Source organism: Methylobacterium sp. GC_Met_3 (assembly GCF_026540775.1).
GTDB lineage: Bacteria > Pseudomonadota > Alphaproteobacteria > Rhizobiales > Beijerinckiaceae > Methylobacterium.
The window spans coordinates 1-22310 of the sequence record NZ_JALNUL010000047.1; the positions used below are offsets into that span (position 1 = coordinate 1).

The 22310-nt window shown below is 69.1% G+C and carries 15 protein-coding genes and 4 pseudogenes; 13 read left to right on the forward strand and 6 right to left on the reverse strand.

The features are described 5' to 3' along the window. Positions 1-81 precede the first annotated feature (81 nt). Positions 82-1124, reverse strand: a pseudogene (locus OXS27_RS27165) (Ldh family oxidoreductase). 170 nt (positions 1125-1294) lie between these two features. Here OXS27_RS27165 and OXS27_RS27170 point away from each other — a divergent pair. From OXS27_RS27170 to OXS27_RS27195, 6 genes and pseudogenes are all read left to right on the forward strand, one after another. Next, a pseudogene (locus tag OXS27_RS27170) lies at positions 1295-2101 on the forward strand (transporter substrate-binding domain-containing protein). 67 nt (positions 2102-2168) lie between these two features. Continuing rightward, a pseudogene (locus tag OXS27_RS27175) lies at positions 2169-2835 on the forward strand (amino acid ABC transporter permease). 11 nt (positions 2836-2846) lie between these two features. Then, positions 2847-3497: an amino acid ABC transporter permease gene (locus OXS27_RS27180; protein ID WP_267360316.1), complete on the forward strand. Its 651-nt coding sequence runs from the start codon at positions 2847-2849 to the stop codon at positions 3495-3497. Continuing rightward, positions 3494-4214 (forward strand): annotated as a pseudogene (locus OXS27_RS27185) (amino acid ABC transporter ATP-binding protein). Before OXS27_RS27180 ends, OXS27_RS27185 begins: the two are co-directional and overlap by 4 nt. Position 4215: 1 nt before the next feature. Next, positions 4216-5466 carry an FAD-dependent oxidoreductase gene (locus OXS27_RS27190; protein ID WP_267360318.1) on the forward strand — a complete coding sequence of 417 codons (1251 nt, stop codon included), beginning with the start codon at positions 4216-4218 and terminating at the stop codon, positions 5464-5466. 13 nt (positions 5467-5479) lie between these two features. Beyond that, complete coding sequence (locus OXS27_RS27195) at positions 5480-6481, forward strand: 4-hydroxyproline epimerase (RefSeq protein ID WP_267360320.1); 1002 nt, start codon at positions 5480-5482, stop codon at positions 6479-6481. A 435-nt stretch (positions 6482-6916) separates the two neighbouring features. Here the strand turns inward: OXS27_RS27195 and OXS27_RS27200 are convergent, their stop codons facing one another. Next, positions 6917-7753, reverse strand: coding sequence for a porin family protein (locus tag OXS27_RS27200; protein ID WP_267360322.1), 837 nt, complete (start codon positions 7751-7753; stop codon positions 6917-6919). 528 nt (positions 7754-8281) lie between these two features. Here OXS27_RS27200 and OXS27_RS27205 point away from each other — a divergent pair. Together OXS27_RS27205 and OXS27_RS27210 are read left to right on the forward strand one after the other, a co-directional pair. Continuing rightward, positions 8282-8755 (forward strand): hypothetical protein, encoded by a 474-nt coding sequence (locus OXS27_RS27205; RefSeq protein ID WP_243915999.1) that lies wholly within the window; start codon positions 8282-8284, stop codon positions 8753-8755. 195 nt (positions 8756-8950) lie between these two features. Continuing rightward, positions 8951-9253 (forward strand): hypothetical protein, encoded by a 303-nt coding sequence (locus tag OXS27_RS27210; protein WP_267360327.1) that lies wholly within the window; start codon positions 8951-8953, stop codon positions 9251-9253. Positions 9254-9540: 287 nt separating this feature from the next. Here the strand turns inward: OXS27_RS27210 and OXS27_RS27215 are convergent, their stop codons facing one another. Both OXS27_RS27215 and OXS27_RS27220 read right to left on the reverse strand, forming a co-directional pair. Continuing rightward, positions 9541-10875 (reverse strand): hypothetical protein, encoded by a 1335-nt coding sequence (locus OXS27_RS27215; RefSeq protein WP_267360329.1) that lies wholly within the window; start codon positions 10873-10875, stop codon positions 9541-9543. 964 nt (positions 10876-11839) lie between these two features. Next, entirely contained in the window at positions 11840-13795 is a 1956-nt protein-coding gene (locus tag OXS27_RS27220) for a YgiQ family radical SAM protein (RefSeq protein ID WP_267360356.1), read from the reverse strand. Positions 13796-14154: 359 nt separating this feature from the next. Between OXS27_RS27220 and OXS27_RS27225 the strand changes: the two genes are divergently transcribed. The 3 genes from OXS27_RS27225 to OXS27_RS27235 all read left to right on the forward strand — a co-directional run bounded on the left by OXS27_RS27225 (position 14155) and on the right by OXS27_RS27235 (position 17718). Further along, the gene (locus OXS27_RS27225; protein WP_267360331.1) at positions 14155-14514 is read left to right on the forward strand and encodes a hypothetical protein; all 360 of its coding nucleotides are present in this window, start codon (positions 14155-14157) and stop codon (positions 14512-14514) included. 334 nt (positions 14515-14848) lie between these two features. Further along, the gene (locus tag OXS27_RS27230) at positions 14849-17338 is read left to right on the forward strand and encodes a GAF domain-containing protein (protein ID WP_267360333.1); all 2490 of its coding nucleotides are present in this window, start codon (positions 14849-14851) and stop codon (positions 17336-17338) included. A gap of 5 nt (positions 17339-17343) precedes the next feature. Then, positions 17344-17718 carry a response regulator gene (locus tag OXS27_RS27235; protein ID WP_243915990.1) on the forward strand — a complete coding sequence of 125 codons (375 nt, stop codon included), beginning with the start codon at positions 17344-17346 and terminating at the stop codon, positions 17716-17718. Between the two features lie 264 nt (positions 17719-17982). Here OXS27_RS27235 and OXS27_RS27240 read toward each other — a convergent pair whose 3' ends face one another. After that, a complete protein-coding gene (locus OXS27_RS27240) occupies positions 17983-18654 on the reverse strand; it encodes an FCD domain-containing protein (RefSeq protein ID WP_267360337.1) in 672 nt (223 codons plus the stop codon). A gap of 205 nt (positions 18655-18859) precedes the next feature. Here OXS27_RS27240 and OXS27_RS27245 point away from each other — a divergent pair, with 205 nt between their 5' ends. Both OXS27_RS27245 and OXS27_RS27250 read left to right on the forward strand, forming a co-directional pair. Then, positions 18860-19552 (forward strand): fumarylacetoacetate hydrolase family protein, encoded by a 693-nt coding sequence (locus OXS27_RS27245; protein WP_267360339.1) that lies wholly within the window; start codon positions 18860-18862, stop codon positions 19550-19552. Positions 19553-19701: 149 nt separating this feature from the next. After that, positions 19702-20847, forward strand: coding sequence for an alpha/beta fold hydrolase (locus OXS27_RS27250; protein WP_267360341.1), 1146 nt, complete (start codon positions 19702-19704; stop codon positions 20845-20847). Positions 20848-20890: 43 nt separating this feature from the next. On the opposite strand, the gene OXS27_RS27255 is transcribed toward OXS27_RS27250, so the two are convergent. Then, positions 20891-22306, reverse strand: coding sequence for a cytochrome P450 (locus OXS27_RS27255; RefSeq protein WP_267360343.1), 1416 nt, complete (start codon positions 22304-22306; stop codon positions 20891-20893). Positions 22307-22310: the final 4 nt, after the last annotated feature.

The following is a 22310-nucleotide window of genomic DNA, read 5'->3' on the forward strand; positions in this document are numbered from 1 at the left end:
CTTAGTCCGCGGTGCCGGAAGACGTGCCAAGGCCGCAGCCGCCGCCTCATCGGGAGCGGCGGCTGTATTCGTCCCTGCGCCTCAATCGCCCCGCTCACCGGCCTCGGCCAGGAGCCGTTCGAGGAGGGCCACTTCGGCGCCGCTCAAAACGATACCGGTGCGTTCGGCCTCAGCACGCGCCCGGAAGCAGCGCTCCGAGGGGAGGCGCGCGCCCTGGTCGAGGATGGCCTCGAAAAGCCGTTCGCCCCGGGCGAACGGATCCCCCGCCCGATGCCCGGCAAACGCCTCGGGCGAGAAGGCCAGAATCACCTCGCCATGCCTGGGCGAAAGGGCCGTCGTGCCAAGATGCGCCAGGGCCTCGGGACTGATGAGGTCGCCGATCATGATTCCAACGAGCAACTCGATCATGGTGCTGATCGCCGAACCCTTGTGCCCGCCGAAGGGCAGCATCGCCCCGGCGAGGGCCTCCTCCGGCACCGTGGTCGGCGCGCCGGCGGCGTCGAGCGCCCATCCCTCCGGCAGCGATTCACCGGCGCGCCGCCGGAGCTCGATCTCCCCCCGGGCCGCGACGGACGTGGCGAAATCGAACACGTAGGGGAGGCCGCCAGGGCGCGGCCATCCGAACGCGAGGGGGTTCGTGCCGAGCAGCGCCGTGCGCCCCCCCGGCCGGAGCCACGGTGGCATAGCTCGGGCACAGCGCGAGACCGGCCAGACCGCAGGCCGCGACCGCTTTGACCTCGGGCCACAGAGCCGCGAAATGCGTACCCTCGTTGATCACCAGCGCGGCGAGTCCGAAGGCGCGGGCCCGCTCGGCCAGGAGCGGTAGACCCAACGCGAAGGCGGGATTGGAGAAGCCCCCCCCCGCGGGCGTCGACCCTGACGATCGCTGTGCCGTCATCCGCACAGACCTCGGGCAGCGCATCCCCCAGGACCTTTTTGGCGCGCAGCGTGCGCAGCACACCCTCGATCCGGTAGATCCCGTGGGATATGCAGGCGTCCCGCTCGGCAGCGGCGATCACGCCGGCGATGGCCTCCGCCTGAACGGCATTCAGACCGTGAGCCCGGAAGATCGCCCCGATTCGCTGGGCGAGGGCTTCGGTCGTGAGTGCGGCACCGTCGGTCATGACATCGAGCCTCGTTTGCACGTCCGCATCCCGGACAAGATGTGCCAGCTGAGGGGCAAACATCTCTTTAGGTTGCAAAAACTGTTGTTGCACACTTTATGTATTTTTGTTTTATGAGAAAGCCATAACGCGAGACGGCCGAGCGAGCCGGAAGTGATACGGGAGATGGCATGAGATTAGGTTCCCTCATTCCGACTCTGCTGGCCACCGAATTGCTTGTCATCCCGGCCAAAGCCGACAAGATCGATGACATTATTGCCTCGGGTAAACTGCGTTGCGCTGTCGTTCTCGATTTCAAGCCGATGTGTTCGCGCGATGCGCAGAACAAGCCGGTCGGTTTTGATGTCGATTATTGTAACGATCTGGCAAAAGCCCTCGGCGTGAAGGCGGAAATCGTCGAGACACCGTTCCCCGAGCGGATCCCGGCATTGATGTCCGGCCGCGTCGATCTCGGCATGGCGTCCACCTCCGATACGCTCGAGCGCGCCAAGACCGTCGGGATGTCGATCCCCTATTTCGCCTTCGAGATGGTCGTGGCGACCAACGGCAAGGCGGGCATCTCGTCCTTCGAGACCCTGAAGGGCAAGACCGTTGGTGCGCCGGCCGGCACCTACGAGGCGATTGCCCTTGAGAAGCAGGTGAAGGCGTGGGGCGTCGGCGAGTTCCGCCCCTACCAGACCCAGGCCGATGTCTATCTCGCGCTCAGCCAGGGGCAGATCGACGCCACGGTGTCGCCGGCGACGTCGGTGTAGGCAACCATCCAATCGGGGAAGTTCCCCGGTATTACCCTCGCCGGCAAGGCTCCGTTCGACATCGACTACGTGTCGCTGTTCGCCAGCCGAGAAGAATACGGGCTGATCAACTTCCTCAATCTCTTCATCAATCAACAGATACGCACCGGACGCTACGCCGAACTTTACAAGAAGTGGGTCGGCGGCGAGGCCCCGAACCTGCTGGTCCCCGGCGTCTACCGTTGATCATGGCGAGGGCGCCGGCCTTCGGATCGGCTGCGCCCTGCCGTCATCGTTCGCGCGAGGACGTGGGATGTTCAATTACAGTTTCCGATGGAACCAAGCCCTCGCGGCCCTGCCGCAGATGCTCGACGGCGCCCGCGTGACGCTCGGCATCGCGCTGCAGTCGATGGCGATCGGCCTCGTCCTGGCCGTCGTCCTCACCCTGTGCCGCCGGTCCGGGAACTGGTTCGCGGCTGCCATCGCCACGGGGTGGGTCGAGATCGCGCGGAACACGCCGGGCCTGTTCCAGATCTACATGGCTCATTTCGGGCTCTTCGCCTTCGGCATCCATCTCGGCTCGTTCACGGCCCTGCTCTCCGGTATCGCATTCAACAACGCCGGCTATCTCGCTGAGAACTTCCGCGGCGCCCTCACGGCGATCCCGGAGACGCAGACCCGGGCCGCGCGCTCGCTCGGCCTGAGTTGGCGGCCAAACCTTCCGGCTGATCGTGCTGCCGCAGATGCTGCGGATCGCCTTCCTGCCGACCACGAACCAGATGGTCTGGGCCATCCTGATGACGTCGCTCGGCGTCACGGTCGGCATGAATGCCGATCTTGCCGGGGTCACGCAGGAGCTGAACGCGCGCTCCTTCCGGACCTTCGAGTTCTTCGCGATCGCGGCGGTGATCTACTACGTGATCACCAAGGCGGTCACCCTCGCGGCCCGGCTCGTCGCCTGGCGCCTGTTCACCTACTGAGGAGGCGGGCCATGCCGACGACCGCCCTCACCCTGGCCGACCTCGCCTTCCTCGCGCAGGGGGCTGGGTTGACCCTTGCGGTCACCGCGGTCGCGGTCGCCTGCGGCACCGTCCTCGGGATCCTCTGCGGCATCCTGCGGGTCCAGTTCGGCCCGATCTGGACGGCGCCGTTGACCTTCCTGCTCGACGTGTTCCGCTCGGTGCCGCTGCTGATCCAGCTGGTGCTCGCCAACGCCGCTCAATCGATCGCGAAGCTCGGTTGGGGGCCGTTCACGACCTCCTGCATCGTGCTGTCCCTCTACACGGCCGCCTATTGCACCGAGATCGTGCGGGGGGCGATCGCCGCCGTACCGCAGCCCTTGCGCCGGGCCTCCCGCTCCCTGGGGCTGTCCTGGCGGCAGGACATGACCTTCGTCGTCGCGCCGCTGGCCACGCGGGTGGCCCTGCCCTCCTGGATCGGCCTCACGCTCGGCGTGATGAAGGATTCCGCCCTGGTCCTGTGGCTCGGCCTGATCGAACTGCTGCGCGCCTCGCAGATCCTGGTCACCCGCCTCCAGGAGCCGTTGCTCATCCTGATGATCTGCGGCGGGATCTACTTCCTCTTGTCATTCCCCATCGCCCGGCTCCGCGGACTTCTCGAAAAGCGCTGGTCTCCCCGATGATCGAGATTCAGAACGTCCACAAATCCTTCGGGTCCCTGGAGGTCCTGAAGGGGATCGACCTCACCGTCCACAAGGGTGAAGTCGTGACGATCATCGGCGGCTCGGGATCGGGCAAGTCGACCCTCCTCCTGCATCAATGGACTGGAACCGATCGCGTCCGGCCGGATCGTGGTCGACGGCATCGATGTCCACGGCAAGGGCACCAATCTCGACGCCCTGCGCTCCAAGATCGGTATCGTGTTCCAGCAATGGAACGCGTTTCCGCATTACACGGGGCTGGAGAACGTGATGCTGGCGCCGCGCAAGGTTCTCGGGCTGACGCGGCAAGCCGCTGAGGAGATCGCGCTCAAGCACCTCACCGCCGTCGGCCTTGCCGACAAGCTCACGGTCTACCCGACCCGGTTGTCGGGCGGCCAGCAGCAGCGGATGGCCATCGCCCGCGCCCTGGCGATGTCGCCGGAATATATGCTGTTCGACGAGGTGACCTCGGCCCTCGACCCGATGCTGGTCGGAGAGGTGCTCGACACGCTGCGGATGCTCGCCTCCCAGGGGATGACGATGATCTGCGTCACCCACGAGATGAAGTTCGCCCGGGAGGTGTCCGACCGGGTCGCCTTCTTCCATCGGGGGGTGATGGCCGAGATCGCGCCGCCGGACGCGCTGTTCGGCGCGCCGCGTGAGCCGGAGACCCACGCCTTCCTCGCGGCGACCCACTGAGATGGGCACGGCGTCACAGGACGGGCGCGTCGTGGTGATCGGCGCGGGGGTCATCGGCCTCTCGGCCGGGCTGGCGCTCCAGGCGCGGGGATTCCCGGTGACGGTGCTGGACCGGGAGGGACCGGCAGCCGGCGCCTCGGCCGGCAATGCCGGCGCCTTCGCCTTCTCCGACATCCTGCCCCTGGCCTCGCCCGGCATCCTGCGCAAGGCGCCGCGCTGGCTGATCGATCCCCTCGGGCCCTTGAGCGTACCGCCGGCCTACGCGCCCCTCCTCCTGCCGTGGATGCTCCGCTTCGGCCGGGCCTGCGCCCCCGGGCGGGTCGCGGCCTCGACGGAGGCCCAAACCGCCCTGATGGATCTCTCGAAGGCGGAACTCGAGCCGTTCCTTGCCTTGAGCGGCACGGCCGCGATGCTGCGCCGGGAGGGCAATCTCCAGGTCTACGACAGCGAGGGCGAGTTTGCGGCCTCCCTTCCGGGCTGGGAGGCGCGGGCCCGGCACGGCATCGCGTTCGATCACCTGACGGCGGAAGAGATGGCCGCTCTTCAGCCCGGCCTCGCCCCGCGGTTCGTCCGGGGCACCTTCACGCCGGACTGGTACGCGATCCCCGACCCGAAGGACTACACCGTCGCCCTCGCCGACCGGCTGCGGGCAGCCGGCGGGACGATCGCGCGGGCCGCCGTGACCGGGCTTCGCCCCGACGGCGACGCGGTCGTCATCGAGACCGATGCGGGTATGCGCCGGGCCGCCTCGGTCGTGCTCGCGGCGGGCGCCTTCTCGCACCGCATCGCTCGGACACTGGGCGAGCGGATCCCCCTCGAGACCGAGCGCGGCTACAACACCACCCTGCCCGCCGGTGCCCTGGACCTGCGCACCCAGATCACCTTCGGCGGCCATGGCTTCGTCGTCACCCGCCTGACGGACGGCATCCGCGTCGGTGGCGCCGTGGAGTTCGGCGGGTTGGAGCGGCCTCCGAATTTCCGCCGGGCCCAGGCGATGCTGGCCAAGGCGCGTGCCTTCCTGCCCGATCTGAAACCCGAAGGCGGCCGCCCGTGGATGGGGTTCCGCCCTTCCCTGCCCGACAGCCTGCCGGTCATCGGCCCGGCGCGTGCGACACACCGCGTGGTCTACGCCTTCGGCCACGGCCATCTCGGGCTGACCCAATCGGCGGGCACGGCCCGCCTCGTCGCCGACCTGCTGACCGGCCGATCACCCCCCATCGACATCGCCCCGTTCTCGCCACGCCGCTTCTGACCGAGACTCGCCCATGGCCAACCACACGTTCTCCTGCCTCGACGGGCATACCTGCGGGAACCCGGTCCGCCTCGTGACGGGGGGCGGCCCGCGCCTCGACGGGGCGACGATGCTGGAGCGGCGGGCCCACTTCCTGCGCGATTACGACTGGGTACGCACCGGCCTGATGTTCGAGCCCCGCGGACACGACATGATGTCGGGCTCGATCCTCTACCCGCCGACCCGGGCCGACTGCGACGTCGCCGTCCTGTTCATCGAGACGTCGGGCTGCCTGCCGATGTGCGGTCACGGGACGATCGGCACCGTCACCATGGCGGTCGAGAACGGGCTGGTGACGCCTCGCACGCCCGGCCGCCTGTCCCTCGACACCCCGGCGGGCAAGGTGGAGATCACCTACCGCCAGGAGGGGCGCTTCGTGGAGGAGGTCCGGCTGACCAACGTGCCGGGCTTCCTGTTCGCCGAAGGGCTGACGGCGGAGGTGGATGGGCTCGGCGAGATCGTGATCGATGTCGCCTACGGGGGCAACTTCTACGCCATCGTGGAGCCGCAGCGGAACTTCCGGGACCTCGCCGACCACACGGCCGGACAGCTGGTCGGATGGTCTCCGAAGCTGCGCGCTGCACTCAACGCCAAGTACACGTTCGTGCATCCGGAGCACCCGGAGATCTGCGGCCTCAGCCACATTCTCTGGACGGGCGCCCCCCGGGATCCGCAGGCCGATGCCCGCAACGCCGTCTTCTACGGCGACAAGGCGATCGACCGTAGCCCCTGCGGGACGGGAACCTCCGCGCGGATGGCGCAGCTTGCCGCCAAGGGGAAACTCGCCGTGGGCGACGATTTCGTGCACGAGTCGATCATCGGCTCGCTGTTCAAGGGGCGGGTCGAAGCGGTAGCGAGCGTGGCGGACCGTTCCGCCATCGTCCCCTCGATCGCCGGCTGGGCGCGGCAGACCGGAATCAACACGATCTTCATCGACGACCGCGATCCCTTCGCGCACGGTTTCGTCGTGACCTGATCACGGGCCGCAGGCCTCGCCGGACCTCCGGCGGCCGCTTGCGCCGTGTCGATGAGAGCGCCCGCTCGAACGACAACGGCGCAGCAACCCGGGAGGGTCACTGCGCCGCTGGATCGGGCTGCCGAGGGGGCACTGCAGCCCACGACCACGCTATGTGCGATCGGGTGTTTTGGACGGTGCGCTGAAGCACAGACCTGATCAAACTGCCCGCCGGGCGATAGGCGTGACGGCGCCTCGCCTCACGACAAAGAAACACCCCGGGAGCGGGGGCCCCCAGGGTGTCGCCGATTGCGCGGCCCGTGTGATCGGGCTGGAAACGTGAAGGGCAGCCCATCGGCTGCTCTTCGACGGCGGTGAACGGTGGGGAGGACCAACGACCCCTCGCCCGCCGCCGTGTTCTCCCGGCAGGATGGCCGGGAGCAGCGCGACCGGATCTCAGTACGAGCCGAACTTGTAGTTCAGGCCGGCGCGGACGACGGCGAACTCGTCGGAGCGGCGGCCGACGCCGCTGGTGACGACCGGGAAGTTGTTGGCGGCGTTGATGACGAACGCGCCCTGGTTGCGGGTGTTGCGGTCGAGGTTGACGTACAGGCCTTCGACCTTGAGCGTCACGGCCGAGGAGCGGAAGAAGTTCAGGAACGAGTCGGTGGGGAGCGCGTACTCGATGCCGCCGCCGACCGCGTAGCCGGTGCGGAAGCTGTCGTTGCCGGCGTAGCCGCCGAAGGAGCGGTCAGCGCTGCCCGAGCCGTAGGCGAAGCCGCCGGTGCCGTACACGAGCGTACGGTCGAAGGCGTAGCCGAGGCGGCCGCGCACGGTGCCGAAGTAGTCGAGGCTCGACAGGCCGCGCGGATCGGTGACGTAGTAGCCGGGGGCGAGCGCGCCGCCGGAGATGAACGAGCTGTTCCGGCTGCGGCCGAAGTCGAGGTACTGGGCGTCGGCCTCGATGCCGAACACCACGCCGTTGCCCGGGGTCAGCTGGAAGTTGTAGCCGATCTGGGCGCCGCCGGAGAAGCCGTCCTGGCTGTTGTTGCGGAAGGTGGCGACGGTGCCGGGGGTGGCGTAGGGGAAGGGCACGCCGAAGCTGTTGCCGGTGGAGCGGCTGGAGGCGTCGAAGGCGTAGCCGGCGTTGATACCGAAGTAGGCGCCCGACCAGGTGAACACCGGCACGGGGGTGAACACGGGCGGCGGGGCGGCGCGACGCGGCAGGTCGGCGGCCGAGGCAGCGGCCGTCAGGGCGGTGAAGGCGGCGAGCGAGGCGAGAAGCTTGGTCATGTGGGTTGATCCAGTGTTTCGATCTGGTGCCAAGGCTACCGGTCTCTGATCGAATTGGCTGTAGTTTTACGGACACACCCAACCATCATGAGGCGCCGTCTCATAGTAAACCGTCCGTGAACATCCGATTGGTCACCGGAATACATCGCGATGTCCGCGGCCGAGCACACAAACAACTCTGCGGCATTAGGGTTGCAGCTGGCCACACCGCGATCGATTGAGTGTGATCCAAATGCTACACACCGGGTGGCACGGCCCCTCGCGGAGACGCCCCAACGTTCTCATCGCCCCTCCGATTGGGTTGGGGCATCGCTCCAGCCACCGCGATCGGAGCGCCGCACGGATGGAGCTCCCATCGCCCGGTCAGCCCCCCGATGTGACGCCGCGCCTTGCGGATGACGCAACGGAAGCGGCTGACAATGCTCGTTGGCCGGATGGCCTACAAAAACGCGTCAGACACGCTTCCATTGGCTCAAGACTGCACTACGCTCTCCGATCGCACTAAAGATGCATTGGAGACTCGTAATCATGGGCCGCCTGGTTTCTTTTGCCCTACTGGTCGCGGGCAGTGCCGCGATCGCCACCCCCGCCGCGGCTTTGTCCACCAAGGACTGCTCGGTGAAGTATCAAGCCGCCAAGCAGGCCGGCACACTCAACGGTCAGACCTGGAACGACTTCCGCAAGGCGTCGTGCGGCGCGGCGGCCGACGCTTCGAGCAACACGGTGCCGAACCCGGTTGCGCCGTCCGCATCGACCGCCGCCCCAGCGCCGACCACGACCGCATCGAGAACCGCTCCGGCACCGGCAGCGGCCCCCGGATCGGCCGCCTACCCGCGCGCCGTCGACCCGAAATACGCCAAGGAGTCGCCGGGCAAGGCCCGGATGCACACGTGCCTGGACAGCTACAATGCGGCCAAGGCTGCGGGCACATTGGGCGACGCCCGATGGATCCAGAAGGGCGGCGGCTATTATTCTGCGTGCAACAAGCAGCTCAAGGGATAAGCCCGCACGCGGGACCTCGCGCCTCCCGTGCGGGACGCAAGGCCGCCCTAGCCGTTGCGATCCCGCACGGGACCGATGCCCGGGAGCCCCTCGGGCCGACAGGGACGACGTGTCGGACCCGCCGGCACGCGCGTCCGTTGAACCGTGCCCCGCCCTGGCCGTTCCTGTGCTGCAACAGTCACACGGGGAGACCGCATGGTCCGGACTATAATCGCGCTCGTCGGAGCCCTGGGCATCGCTCTGGCGGGTCCTGCCGCGGCCCAGGTTGTCACCGGCGGCGCCGGCAATACGGGCGTGGCTCCGCCAGCCGGCACCGGGGGCGTGAGCCCTGGCGCCCGGGATCTAGGTCCCAGCCCGATCACCAGAGGCAACGAGGCCAACCGCAGCAATTCACCCGTGGTTGGAACGACGCCGAACGTGAATATCGGCGGAACACCGACCAGCGGGCCGCCCGGTACCGGTGGTACGTCGGGTGGCCCCTCGCTGGACGGCCGCTAGAACGCGCGGCGCCGAAGAGCAAACCGGTTCGGCGCAACTCAGCGCGTCACAACAATGGTTGAGAGACGCGCCCGATGGCAAAGCGATCGGGCGCGTCTCGTGGAATTAGGTCCAAGCCGGAGTTCGGCGCCGGGATGGTGTTCGCGCGCTGACCCCAACGGGATGGGCCGCACGTCGGCGGCCCGCTCTGCTTCAGGGATGCCCGGTCACCGGAGATCTTCGACCCCGTTCGCGGACCAGCGCAGAGCCACCGAGCCGGATGCAGCCGGCTCGGGGTTGCGACCGCCTCAGAACTCGCCGGCCAAGCCCGCACGGGCTCCCAGCGCGTTGTTGCCGCCATACGCGACCCCCGCCGTGACCGCGATCGGCACGCAGCAGGTGGGCAGCCGGTGTGCCACCGCCACGCCGCCCGCCCATTCACCGCGATAGGTTGCCCCGTTCGTGGCCCAGGTGGTCTTGCCCGGTGCGGAGGGCATCGGCGCCGTGGCCATGGCGATCGCCATGGCGACACCCTGTCGAGCCTCCTTGCGCGTCTGGATGGCGTAGCGCTGCATGGCGTCGGTCTTGGCCTCCAGCGTGTTCACCTGCGACTGGACCGCGTCGACCCGGCCGGCCATGCTCGCGATGCTCGCGGGTCCGTAGGCCGACGCCGCGAGATTGCCGCTGGCGTCCGTGGTCACGAAGTTCGTCGGGCCGCTCTGAGCCGCCGCGCTCGCCGGCGAGGCGATGCCAGCCAACGTATAGGTGCTGCCGGCCGTGCCGATCGCGACCTGGTTGGCCCGCGTCGTCCGGACGTTGGCACCGATGGCGACGGCGTTCGCCTGATCGGCCCGCGCGCCGCTGCCCAACGCGACGCTGCCGTCTCCGCCCGCCGAAGCGGTCGCACCGACCGCCGTGGATCCCGAACCGCCTGCGCCGGCGGCAAAACCCAGGGCGGTACTGCCATCGCCGAGCGCGGCCGACGCCGTACCCACCGCCGTACTGCCGAGACCCTGCGCACCGGCTCCGTAACCGATGGCCACGCTCCCGGTCTGGGCGGCGCGGGCACCGGTCCCGACGGCGGTCGATGCCGGACCCGACGCGCTCGCGCCATAACCGACGGCCAGCGCATCATCCCCGCCTGCGCTCGGACCGGGCAAGCGGCTGGTGTTGTTGGCCGCCACACCCGTGAGATCCGAGAACGCGGAGAGCCGAAGGTCGGTGACGACAGTCTGGCCCTGAGACTGCGTGACGGTGCCCGTCACGATATAGATGCCCTGTCCACCGCCCATGCCACCGGCGCCGCCCGTGCCGCCGCCGGTTCCGCCGGTTCCGCCCGTATTGGACGTCCCGAGCGTGAGGCCAGTCCCGAGCAGACCGTCACCCGGACCCGTCGTGCCCACGAGCAATCCGGTGCCCAGAACACCCGTTCCGCTCGTTCCGACATTCAGGCCCGTTCCAAGCACGCCGCTGCCGGGTGCGCTGGTGCCGATCCCGAGCCCGCTCCCGAGCACGCCCGTCCCGGACGTGCCGACAATCAGGCCCGTTCCGAGCACGCCGCTGCCGGGTGCGCTGGTGCCGACCCCGAGCCCGCTCCCAAGCAGGCCCGATCCGGACGTGCCGACCGTCAAACCCGTCCCCACGATACCGCTGCCAGGGGTTGTAGTGCCGACGGATAAGCCGGTGCCAAGGATGCCCCCACCGGTTGTATCGAAACCGCCCCTGAGCAGCTGCGCGTGAGCGGGAGACGCGGCAACAGCACCGAAAAGTCCAGTCGTGAGCAGAAGTGCTCTGACGTGAGCGCGTCGCCGAAAGCAGTTTACCTTGCTGTCGAGTCTCAGCATGACGTAGAATTCCCCAGACATCTGCAAATCTTTAGCGGATGCAGCTCACGACGCCCGCGGCCATCTGGCGGCGCCATCGATATCAACAGCTTGTGGTTGAATAGTTGATTTCGTCTTAAGGTTGCAATATCCATACGATACAACCGGACGCGGCTCAGGATGGTGTCGGACCTGGCGCGGCACCTGGCCTTTCGATCGCCGTCCGCACGAGTCGCCGCAGGGTGGGCCGCGGCATCCCCGATGCGGCGCGGATACAGGCTGGCGAACGCCGCCTTCGTCGCTTCGAACGGGCGCAGATCAGCGCCGGTCACCGCTGAAGCTTACGTTCGCGCGCGCTGGCCAATCCTTCGACGGCGCATCTGCCACGGCGGGCCAAATCGATGGCTCTGCCCTTACGTCCGGAGCATGTTCACTTTTTGTTCCGATTCGGCCGAGCCGTACTTGTACTGCGCCCGTATCGACCACCTGCGCGTAAGCAGGCCGGGCGCGGTCCGCGGCTCGCCGATCGGCCACGCCCCCTGTGCGGGCTTCCCATCCCCCGCCCACGAAATCCTCGCAGGCGCGCTCGAACTGCGGCGCTGGCGCGTGCCCAACCGACCCGCCACCGGCTGGTAGCGCACCGGGATCCCCCGTTGGAGGGTGCCGGCCGCTACGATCTCACCCGCGTCGATCGCAGCCTTGCGGCAGGCCGCGGCGGCATCACGGTGGCGGCCCGCGACGGGCAGATGGTCTCGGACCATCCATCGTCAGCGGCGCGCGAGCCTCACTTGCGCAGGGGCACGCCCTTCGTGGTGAAGCTCTGGCCACCGCCCGGGCGGTACACGGGGCGGGGCTGGCCGCCCGTCCTGCCCGCGCCCGCCCCGGTTCCCGGCGGCTGCGAGAACGGCACGAGCTGATCCGGCCGCGGCCCGATGAGATCGGCGCGGCCCATCTCGCGCAAAGCCTCGCGCAGCAGCGGCCAGTTCTCGGGGTCGTGGTAGCGCAGGAACGCCTTGTGCAGCCGCCGCTGGCGCAGCCCCTTGATCGCGTCGACCGGCTCGCTGCCGCCGCGGCGCACGCCCCGGAGGGTGTTGATCTCGGTGTGGTACATCGCGGTGGCCGTCGCCATCGGCGAGGGCAGGAACGTCTGGACCTGATCGGCGCGGTAGTTGTTCGCCTTGAGCCAGAGCGCGAGGTGCATCATGTCCTCGTCGGTCGTGCCGGGATGGGCCGCGATGAAGTACGGGATCAGGTAGTACTTCTTGCCCGCCTCCTTGGCGGCGGCGTCGAACATCTCCTTGAACCGGTCGTAGGTGCCGATCCCCGGCTTCATCATCTTGTCGAGGGGGCCGCGCTCGGTGTGCTCGGGCGCGATCTTCAGGCGGCCGCCGACATGGTGGGTCACGAGCTCCTTGATGTATTCTGGGCTCTTGACCGCGAGGTCGTAGCGGACGCCCGAGGCGACCATCACCTTCTTGACGCCCTTCACCTCCCGGACCTTGCGGTAGAGGCGGATCAGGTCGTCGTGCGAGGTGTTCAGGTTCGGGCAGATGTCCGGGAAGACGCAGGAGGGCAGCCGGCACGCCGCCTCGATCTTTGGGTCCTTGCAGGCCATCCGGTACATGTTGGCGGTCGGCCCGCCGACATCCGAGATCACGCCGGTGAAGCCCGGCGTCTTATCTCGAATTAACTCGATCTCGCGCAGGATCGAGTCCTCCGAGCGGTTCTGGATGACGCGGCCCTCGTGCTCGGTAATCGAGCAGAAGGTGCAGCCGCCGAAGCAGCCGCGCATGATCGTCACCGAGAACTTGATCATGTCCCAGGCGGGGATCTTCGCGTCGCCGTAGGACGGATGGGGGGCGCGGGCGTAGAGCAGGTCGTAGACCGCATCCATCTCGTCGCTGGTCAGCGGGATCGGCGGCGGGTTGAGCCACAGGTCGCGGTCGCCGTGGCGCTGGACCATGGGGCGCGCATTGCCGGGATTGGCCTCCCGGTGCAGCACGCGCGAGGCGCGGGCATAGGCCTCCTTGTCGTCCTTGACCTGCTCGTAGGCGGGCAGCCGGATCACGGTCTCGCCGGGCCGGCGGGTGGCGGCCTCGTCCGCGGAATCGAGATCGTCGGCGGGCAATTCCGTGTAGTGGCCGGGCACGCGGCGGAACAGGGCGACGCCCCGGATCGAATCGAGCTGGTGCGGCGCCTCGCCGGCCGCGAGGCGGTTCGCGACCTCGACCACGGCGCGCTCGGCGTTGCCGTAGACGAGCAGATCCGCCTTCGCATCCGCCAGGATCGAGCGGCGCACCTTGTCGGACCAGTAATCGTAATGTGCGATCCGGCGCAGCGACGCCTCGATGCCGCCGAGCACGATCGGCACGTCCTTGAAGGCCTCGCGGCAGCGCTGCGTGTAGACGATGGTGCAGCGGTCCGGGCGCCGGCCGCCTTCGCCGCCGGCCGTGTAGGCATCGTCGTGGCGCAGCCGCCGGTCCGCCGTGTAGCGGTTCACCATCGAATCGAGATTGCCGCCGGTGACGCCGAAGAACAGATTCGGCTTGCCGAGCGCCTTGAACGGCTCGGCCGACTGCCAGTCCGGCTGGGCGATGATGCCGACCCGGAAACCCTGCGCCTCGAGCAGCCGGCCGATGATCGCCATGCCGAAGCTCGGGTGATCGACATAGGCGTCACCCGTCACCAGCACGATGTCGCAGGACTCCCATCCGAGCGCAGCCATCTCGGCGCGGCTCATCGGCAGGAACGGCGCGGCCTGTCCGGTCGGCGGCTTGCGGGCGAACGAAGCCAGGGCGGGTATGGCGGGCGTCTGGAGGTCCATGGGGCCCATGCATAGGCTCCCGGGACCGAGAGCTCAACGCGTGGTTAAGGACCGGGCGCCGCGTCCACGAAACGGCTGAGCTTGCCGCTCGGGGCGGATCGGACCGATCGCGATGCCCGGTCAACCCACAATCCTGTTCGGCGTGGGCAAGATTTCGGCCGTGCCGTACGTCACCGCGCTTTCGAAAAGGCAGTCTATGATCCCACACCGTTCGGCAGACCGACGGGCATTTCAGATCTGCCAAATGTCGACGCACAGGCAGAAGGTGTACGACCATGAAGACTCTGCTCGCAGCCGTCCTGATGCTCGGATCGACTGTCGGCGCGATGGCGGGCGAGTCGTACGGAGTTTATCGGGACTACTTCGACATGAAGCCCGCACCGGTAAAGCGCGCGGCGCGCAGCGCGAGCCAGACGCCGGGCCCCGTCGACAGGCGCGGCCAGACCAAAGGCGACCGCGTCGAGATGTATCGCTACGACGATGGCGCGATCGGAAGGACACCCGACGTGAGGCCGCGCAGCTGGGACGGCGGGTACGTTCCCGTGCATCCGCGCAGTGCGTCGCCGGACGGCTTCTGGAGCCCGATCGACCAGTCCCACGAGGGCCGGGAAGTCCACCGGCCGCGGTATCGGTGATGCCGCTCCCGTAAGGGTGCGATCGACGCTCCGGCCTGAGTTCTCGACAGCGGGGGCGATCGTGATCGGCCCCTCCCCTGCCGCGTCGCCCGGACCCGGCTGGCTTCGGCGGTCGGATTCCAGCCGGTCTGCTGTCCGGCGATAGGCCACGGGAGCAGACCTCTGGAGGATGGACCGATTCCTCGAACGCACCACGGCAGGCACGCGCGTGGTGGGACCCCTGCCGTGCACAGCCCGACGCCTTCGTTTGGAATTCGCGTTCTGCGACCATACGGATAGGATGACCGACAACGGCGCTTGGCCTATGCGGGGGCCGTTGACATGAATGGATGCAATGTCGTCCTCGCCGGTCCCCCCAGCCGTCCACGATGCAGACCGGCTGGAAAGTCTGGCGGCGTACGGTATCCTCGATACCCCGGCCGAGCCGGGCTTCGACGACATCGTGCAGCTGGCCTGCCAGCTCTGCGACATGCCGGTGGCCCTGGTCAGCCTGGTTGCCGAGGATCGGCAGTGGTTCAAGGCGCAGATCGGCTTCCCGCATTGCGAGACCGACCTCAACAGCTCGGTCTGCGCCCACGCGCTGGCGCAACCCGATGAGCTGCTGATCATCCCGGACCTGACCACCGACCCGCGTACGTCGGCCAACCCGCTGGTCACGGGCGATCCGTTCATCCGGTTCTATGCCGGCGCGCCCTTGCGCACGGCCCGCGGTCTGGTCCTCGGCACCCTGTGCGTGATCGACAAGAAGCCCCGGCCGAATGGGCTGAGCGCGTCACAGCAGAACGGCTTACGCCTGCTCGCCCGACAGGTGCTGAGCCAGCTCGAACTGCGTCGGGCCGTCGAAGCCCGTGACGTCCTGCGTGTCAACGAGGGGCAGGCATATCGGACCCGCGAAGCCCTACGCGACACCCAGCTGGCGATCTCCGCCGCCGAGGGAGACCTGCAAACGATCCTCACGGCCGTGATCGACGGCGCCATGCAGGCCCTGCCGGCGGCCGATGGCGGGGTGTTCGAGCTGCTGGACGGCGCCCACCTGGAGTATCACGCCACGCGGGGCGCGGTGGCGGCTCATGCAGGGCTGCGCATCCCGCTGGACGGGAGCGGGGCCGGGTTCTGCGCACGAAGCGGCGCGCCGTACCTGATGGTCGATGCCAGCCGCGATCCGCACGTCAAGCGTGAGCTGATCGGCACCCTGCAGATCGGCTCGGCGGTGTTCGCGCCCGTCCTGCGCGGCGTGACCGTGCTGGGCGTGCTCAAGCTGCAGTCGCGCGTGCCGATCGCGTTCAATGCGCATGACCTCGCGCAGCTCGCCATGTTCGCCGGCGCCGCAACCAGCGGTCTGGCCGAAGCCGCAGCGCGCGCCGAGACGCGGGCGCAGGACACCTACTGGCGCGGGCTGTTCCAACGCCTCAGCGAAGGGTTCATCGTCGGCGAAGTGGTTCGCGCCGCCGACGGCGCGATCACCGACTGGCGTTACGTTGAGGTCAATCCGGCTTGGGGCAAGCTGGTCGGCGTCGATCCGATGACGGTGATCGGCCGCACGATCCGCGAGACCTTCCCCGGCATCGAGGATGCCTGGGTCGATGAGTTCGCCCGGGTCGTCGTGACCGGCGAGCAGACGACGTTCGTCCGTCAAGTCGGCACTCTGCGTCGCTGGTACGAAGGGCGGGCGTTCCGTGTGAATCGCGACCGCTTCGGAATCATCTTCTCCGAGATCACGTCACGGGTGGAAGCCGATGCCCGCCGTGCCGCGATGCTGGCGCTCGGCGACCGTCTGCGCGATCTGACTTCTGCGGCGGAGATGACAGCGGCTGCTGCCGAGATCGTCGGCCGCACCCTGGGTGCCACCCGTGCCGGCTTCGGCCGCGTTGTCGGTGACGTGGAGTTCATCGACATCGATGCGGACTGGACGGCGCCCGGCCATGTGAGCCTTACAGGCCGGCACGCGTTCGACGAGTACGGCGATTTCAGAGGAGAACTGCGCCGGGGTGAGGCCCTGGTGATCAACGACGTGACTGCCGACGCGCGCACGGCCGCTGATTCTGCGGCGCTGCAGGCGATCGGCGTCGGTGCGATGGTCAACATGCCGGTGCGCGACCGGGGCCGCACGGTTGCGCTCTTCGTCGCCCACGACGCGAACCCCCGTGTCTGGACACCGGAGGAGCTGGCGTTCCTGCGCAACGTCGCCGACCGGCTTGAGGTCGGTGTCGCGCGCGTGCGGGCCGAGGAGCTGCAGGGCGTCCTCAACGCGGAGCTGGCGCACCGCCTGAAGAACACCCTGGCCATCGTGCAGTCGATCGCCTCGCAGACCCTCCGCGGGGTCTCCGAACGGCCCTTGGTCGAGGCGTTCGAGCGGCGCGTGCTGGCCTTGTCGCGCGCGCACGACGTACTGATTCAGAAGAGCTGGACCGCCGCCAGGATGCGCGCCGTGATGGAGAGCGTGCTGGCGATACAGGCGGATCTCGACCGCTTCGCGCTCGATGGACCGGATCTGGACATCAGCCCGCAGGCGGCCCTGTCGCTGTCCCTGCTGCTGCACGAGATGGCCACCAACGCGCTCAAGTACGGGGCGCTGTCGACCGGAGCCGGCACGGTGCGGATCAGCTGGCGCTTCGAGATCGATCAATCGCCCGCGCTGGTGCTGGACTGGGCCGAGATCGATGGACCGCCGGTCGAGCCACCGAGCGGCCGGGGCGGCTTCGGGTCGAAGCTGATCCGCATGGGCCTGCTCGGAACACGGATAGCCGTCCTCGATTACACCCCCCTCGGTCTTCGTGCCGAGTTCCGCGCACCGCTCTCCGAAGTTCAGGTCCTCGCTCACTGACCCTGATGGCACAGTCCCAATCTCCGAACCCGACCTACGTGCTCGTCGTCGAGGACGATCCGATCCTGATGATGGCGCTCGTCGACTTCGTCGAACAGGCGGGGTGCGACGCCGTCGAGGCGACCACCGTGGTCGAGGCGATCCAGATCTTGGAGACCCGCGCCGACATCCGCACCGTGTTCGCAGACCTGGATATGCGCGGCTCGACGGTGGGCATGAATTTGGCTCTGACGATCCGAGACCGCTGGCCGCCGATCGAGCTGCTGATGGTGTCCTCGCAGCCCTGGGACGACGCTCAGATCCCGGAGCGGGGCGTGGTCCTCGGCAAGCCCTTCGACCGGCGCAAGATCGAGGCGGTGATCCGCAGGTTCGCCAGCTGACGCGGGGCAGCGAATGACGGCTTACGGGCGTCATCCGACCCGCCCGTAGCATCCATTAAGGCGCAACCGGTCCGCCCGCGCCCCTTCACCCTCTGGCCAAGCCGAATTTCGCTGACATCCCGCCATGGCCCGGCGATGGGGCACGCCGCCCTGGTGCCGTGTGCTCCGGAGCAGACGCTCCACGCGGACCGCGTCGGATCACGGGACCGCCTGCCCTGCGCGCGGAAGCCTGGTGGTCGGCTCGAACGGCTCAAGCAAGTGGGATCAGGCCGGCGCCATCGCGGCGTGAACCGCCGTGACGTGAGCGGCCATCTCGCGCCGGGCCGCGGCTGGATCCCGCGCGGCGATCGCGGCCACGATCCGGTCGTGCTCGGCGAAGGATGGGTGATCGGCCGGCGGACCCTCCTCCGCGGCGCGTGGACGATCCCAGGTCATCACGCGCCGGATGGCGGCGAGGTGATCGTACAGGAACAGGAGCAGCGGGTTCCCGGCGGCGAGGGCGATCGCCCGGTGGAGGCGCGCGTCCTCGAGCTCGTAGCCGCGCCATGTCTGCCCGGCACCGCAGCTCGCGCGGAGCGCCCGGCGGAGCGCATCGCGTTGGGAGGGCGCGGCGTGCAGGGCGGCGAGGGCCGCCAGCTCTGGCTCCACCGCCAAGCGCGCCTGGACGAGGTCGGGGGGCGTCGCGCGGGTCGCCAGCGCCGCCACTTCATCGATCGCCGCCAGGGGGCGCGATCCCAGGAAGGTGCCTTTGCCGACATGACGCCAGAGCTGGCCGTCGGCTTCCATCACCGCCAGCGCCTTCCGCAATTCGCCCCGTGATGTCCCGAGCGCCTCGGCCAGGATCCGCTCGGGCGGCAGCCGGCCGTCGGCTGGCAGCCGCGTCTTCGCGAGATAGGCCTGCAGGAGCGTCAGAACCGGGGCGGCGTCGGAATCCATGCGGTCCCGTCTAGAGCCGGGCTCCCTCGCGTTGCAAGCGAGCACGGCCCTAAGCCTTTGTTTCGACGCGCTCTCTTGCGCCGAACCGGTATCCTCGCCGGAGGAGAATGCCGCAGCGGCCCGGGATGTCAGCGGCGGATCGATGACCTTGACGCCCGTCGCCTCAGCTTCTAACCAATACGCAGGATTGGTTAGAGAGCCTCAGATGCGCTACGTGATCGAGCCGCCCGCATGCGTGACCATCCCCGTGGAGGGCGAGGCCGCCGCCTTCCCGGTGCGGCGGGTCTGGTGCGTCGGTCGCAACTACGGCGCGCATGCCCGGGAGATGGGCCATGACCCCGACCGGGAGCCGCCGTTCTTCTTCGCCAAGCCGGCCAACGCGGTCGTCGCGGGCGGCGGCGAACTGCCGTTCCCGGACCAGACCGACGATCTCCACCACGAGGTCGAGTTGGTGGCGGCGCTTGGTCGGGGCGGCGCGAATATCGACGCCGCGGAAGCCCTGGAGCTCGTCTACGGCTACGCCGTCGGCTTCGACATGACGCTGCGCGACGTCCAGGCCGAGGCGAAGAAGCTCGGGCGGCCCTGGGACCTGTCGAAGGGTTTCGACCGCTCCTGCCCGATCAGCCCGATCGTCCCAGCCGCGCGCATCGGCCATCCGGCCGCGGGCCGGATCGCGGTCGCGGTCAACGGCGCGGAGCGCCAGAGCGGCGATCTCAACCAGATGATCTGGTCGGTCGCGGAGGCATTGGCCTGCCTGTCGCGGGCGGTCGAGCTTCTGCCCGGCGATCTGCTGATGACCGGAACACCCGCCGGGGTGAGTGCGGTCAAGCCCGGGGATGTCCTGCACGGCACCTGTGACGGGGTCGGCGAGATCCGGGTCGCCTACCGGGCGCGGTGATCTGCAAGAGACCTTCGCCAAGACCTTTGCCAAGACGTTCGGCACGAGGGTCGCGGCGACGGGAGCGCCCTGCGCCGACGGTGACACCGGCTCGGCGCGAGAGAACGCCCACCAAGGGCTGAGAGCCGCCAGGGAAGCGAGTTGGAGCCATGACGACCACAGCCTCGGCCGGCCGGACCGGTCTCACGCGGACAATCCTCGCCGCCTGGGCGATCGCATGCGCGTCCGGCGCGGCGGGCGACCCGGCCCCCTATCCGAACCAGCACGAGGCGGATCTCGTCGTTGCAGGCTTCAAGCTGGAGAGCGGCGCCGTCCTGCCGGAGGCGCGGCTGCACTACACGACGCTCGGAAGCCCCCACCGCGACGCGAACGGGGACATCGACAACGCCGTGCTGGTGCTCCACGGCACGACCGGCACCGGCAAGCAGTTCCTCGCCCCGACGATGGGTCCGGAGCTGTTCGCGCCGGGCGCACCGCTCGACGCGGCGCAGTACTTCGTCGTCCTGACCGACGGGCTCGGCCGCGGCGGCTCATCGAAACCCTCCGACGGCCTGCGCGGGCGATTTCCCCGCTACGGCTACGGCGATTTGGTCGAGGGGCAGTACCGCGTCGTCACCGAGGGTCTCGGGATCCGGCACCTGCGGGCGGTGATCGGCACCTCGATGGGCGGGATGCAGGCCTGGATGTGGGGCGAGCGCCATCCCGGGATGATGGACGGCCTCGTGGCGGTCGCCAGCCAGCCGATCCCGGTGAGCGGGCGCAACGCGCTGTGGCGGCGCCTGCTGATCGAGGCCATCCGCTCGGACCCGGACTACAAGGGTGGAGATTACGAGACGCCACCGACGCAGTTCACCAAGGTGCTGCCGATCTTCAACATCATGACCGAGAGCGTACTCAGCCAGCAGCAGGCGGCGCCCACCAACGCCGACGCGGTGACGCTCTACGGCCGGCTCGCCGCCAATTACGCGGGCAAGGTCGACGCCAACGACTGGCTGTACTGGTTCGATTCGTCGTTCGACTACGATCCGTTGCCCCGGCTTGGGGAGATCAAGGCGAAGCTCCTGGCGATCAACTTCGCCGACGATGCGCTCAATCCGGTCGAGCTCGGCGTGATGGATCCGGCGATCCGGCGGATCCCCGGGGCGCAGTTCGTCCTGGTCCCGGCCTCCCCCGAGACGCATGGCCACCAGTCGTTGCGCTACGCGACGCTGTGGCGGCCCTATCTCGCGGCGTTCATGGCCGCGCTCGGACCATCGGCTCCGGCGGCGGAGCACGCGGCTCCGGCCGCCCGGTGATGCGGCACGACTGAGGATCTGACCGGTCTGCCGGCCTTCGCCCTCATGCACAGGGCCGCAGGCGGAAGGTCGGGGATCGGCTCGGCCGGGTGGCGAATGACCCGACCGGCAGCACCGGGGCGCCGTCGTCGAGGACGAGGTCGTTGTCGCGTAGCAAGCGCGCCAGGACCAGCACGGCCTCCGACGTGGCCAGCTGCGCCCCGATGCACACGCGCGGGCCCGCGCCGAACGGCAGGAAGCTGGTGCGATCCGGTTTCTCGGAGCCGAGGAAGCGCCCGGGGTCGAAACGCTCGGGCGAGGCCCACAGGCGCGGGTCGGTGTGCAGCAGGGTGAACGGCATCAGCACGATGGCCCCGCGCCGGACGGGGACGCCGCACAATTCGTGATCCGCCACCGCTTGGCGCGCCGTCATGTAGGCCGGCGGATAGAGCCGCAGCGCCTCGTCCACCACGGCGCGCGTCTGCGGCAGCGCGCCGACGGCCGCCCCCGCACCGCCCGGCGAGAGGTCCACCTGCCGCGCTTCCCGCCGGATGGCGTCGCGCCAGTCGGGCGCGTGGGCCAGGAGGTAGCAGGCCCAGAACAGCGTCAGACCCGTCGTCTCGTGCCCGGCGAAGATCATCGTCGAGACCTCGTCGGCCAGGAGGTCCTCCTCCCGGTCCCCGTAGGCCTCCGACAGGAGATCGAAGAGGTCGCGCGGCGCCCCCGGAGGATGCGAGGCCCGGCGCCGGGCGATGATCGCCAGGATGAGCGCCCGCCAGCGCCGGCGGAAGCGCGCGCGGCGGATGGTCGTCACCGTCGGCACCCAGCGCGGCAGGATGAAGTCGCTCGCCCGCGGCCGCCCGATACCGGTGGCATAGGCCAGGAGCAGGCCGCGCAGCTGCGGCCCGAACGTGTCGATCTCCAGGGAGAACATGCTCGTGCCGGCGACCGCGAGGCTGAGATCCTGCATCACCGCGAGCAGGTCCACGGGCGCCCCGCGGGACGCCTCCAGCGGGGCGAGGGCCGCCTCGGTACACGCGGCCATGTGCGGGGCCAGCAGGGTCACGGTGCGGGGCGTGAAGGCGGGTGCCAGGATCCGGCGCTGCCGGCGCCAGGCCTGTCCCTCGCTGGCGGCGACACCACGCCCGATCAGGGCACCGAAGATGCGGTCGCCGGCTGCGATGCGCCGGTAGAGCTCCGGGCGCGTGGCCAGCACGTCGCGCATCGCCTGCGGGCCGGCGGCTATCACGACGTCGCGGCCCGGCATGGGCATCACGACCACGCCTTGCGCGCGGCACCGGGGCGGGAAGGCGGCATAGGCGTTGCGGCGCAGGCCGGCCAGGACACCGAGGGCCCCTACGCGGTCCGGTGCCAGCGGCGGCATGGGCGGGATGAAGGCTGGCCCGCGCGTGTCGGGCGCCGCGATGATGGTCTCCATCGGATTGTCCTCATCGTGGGCGGCGGTCGCCGTTCGGCGCACGCCG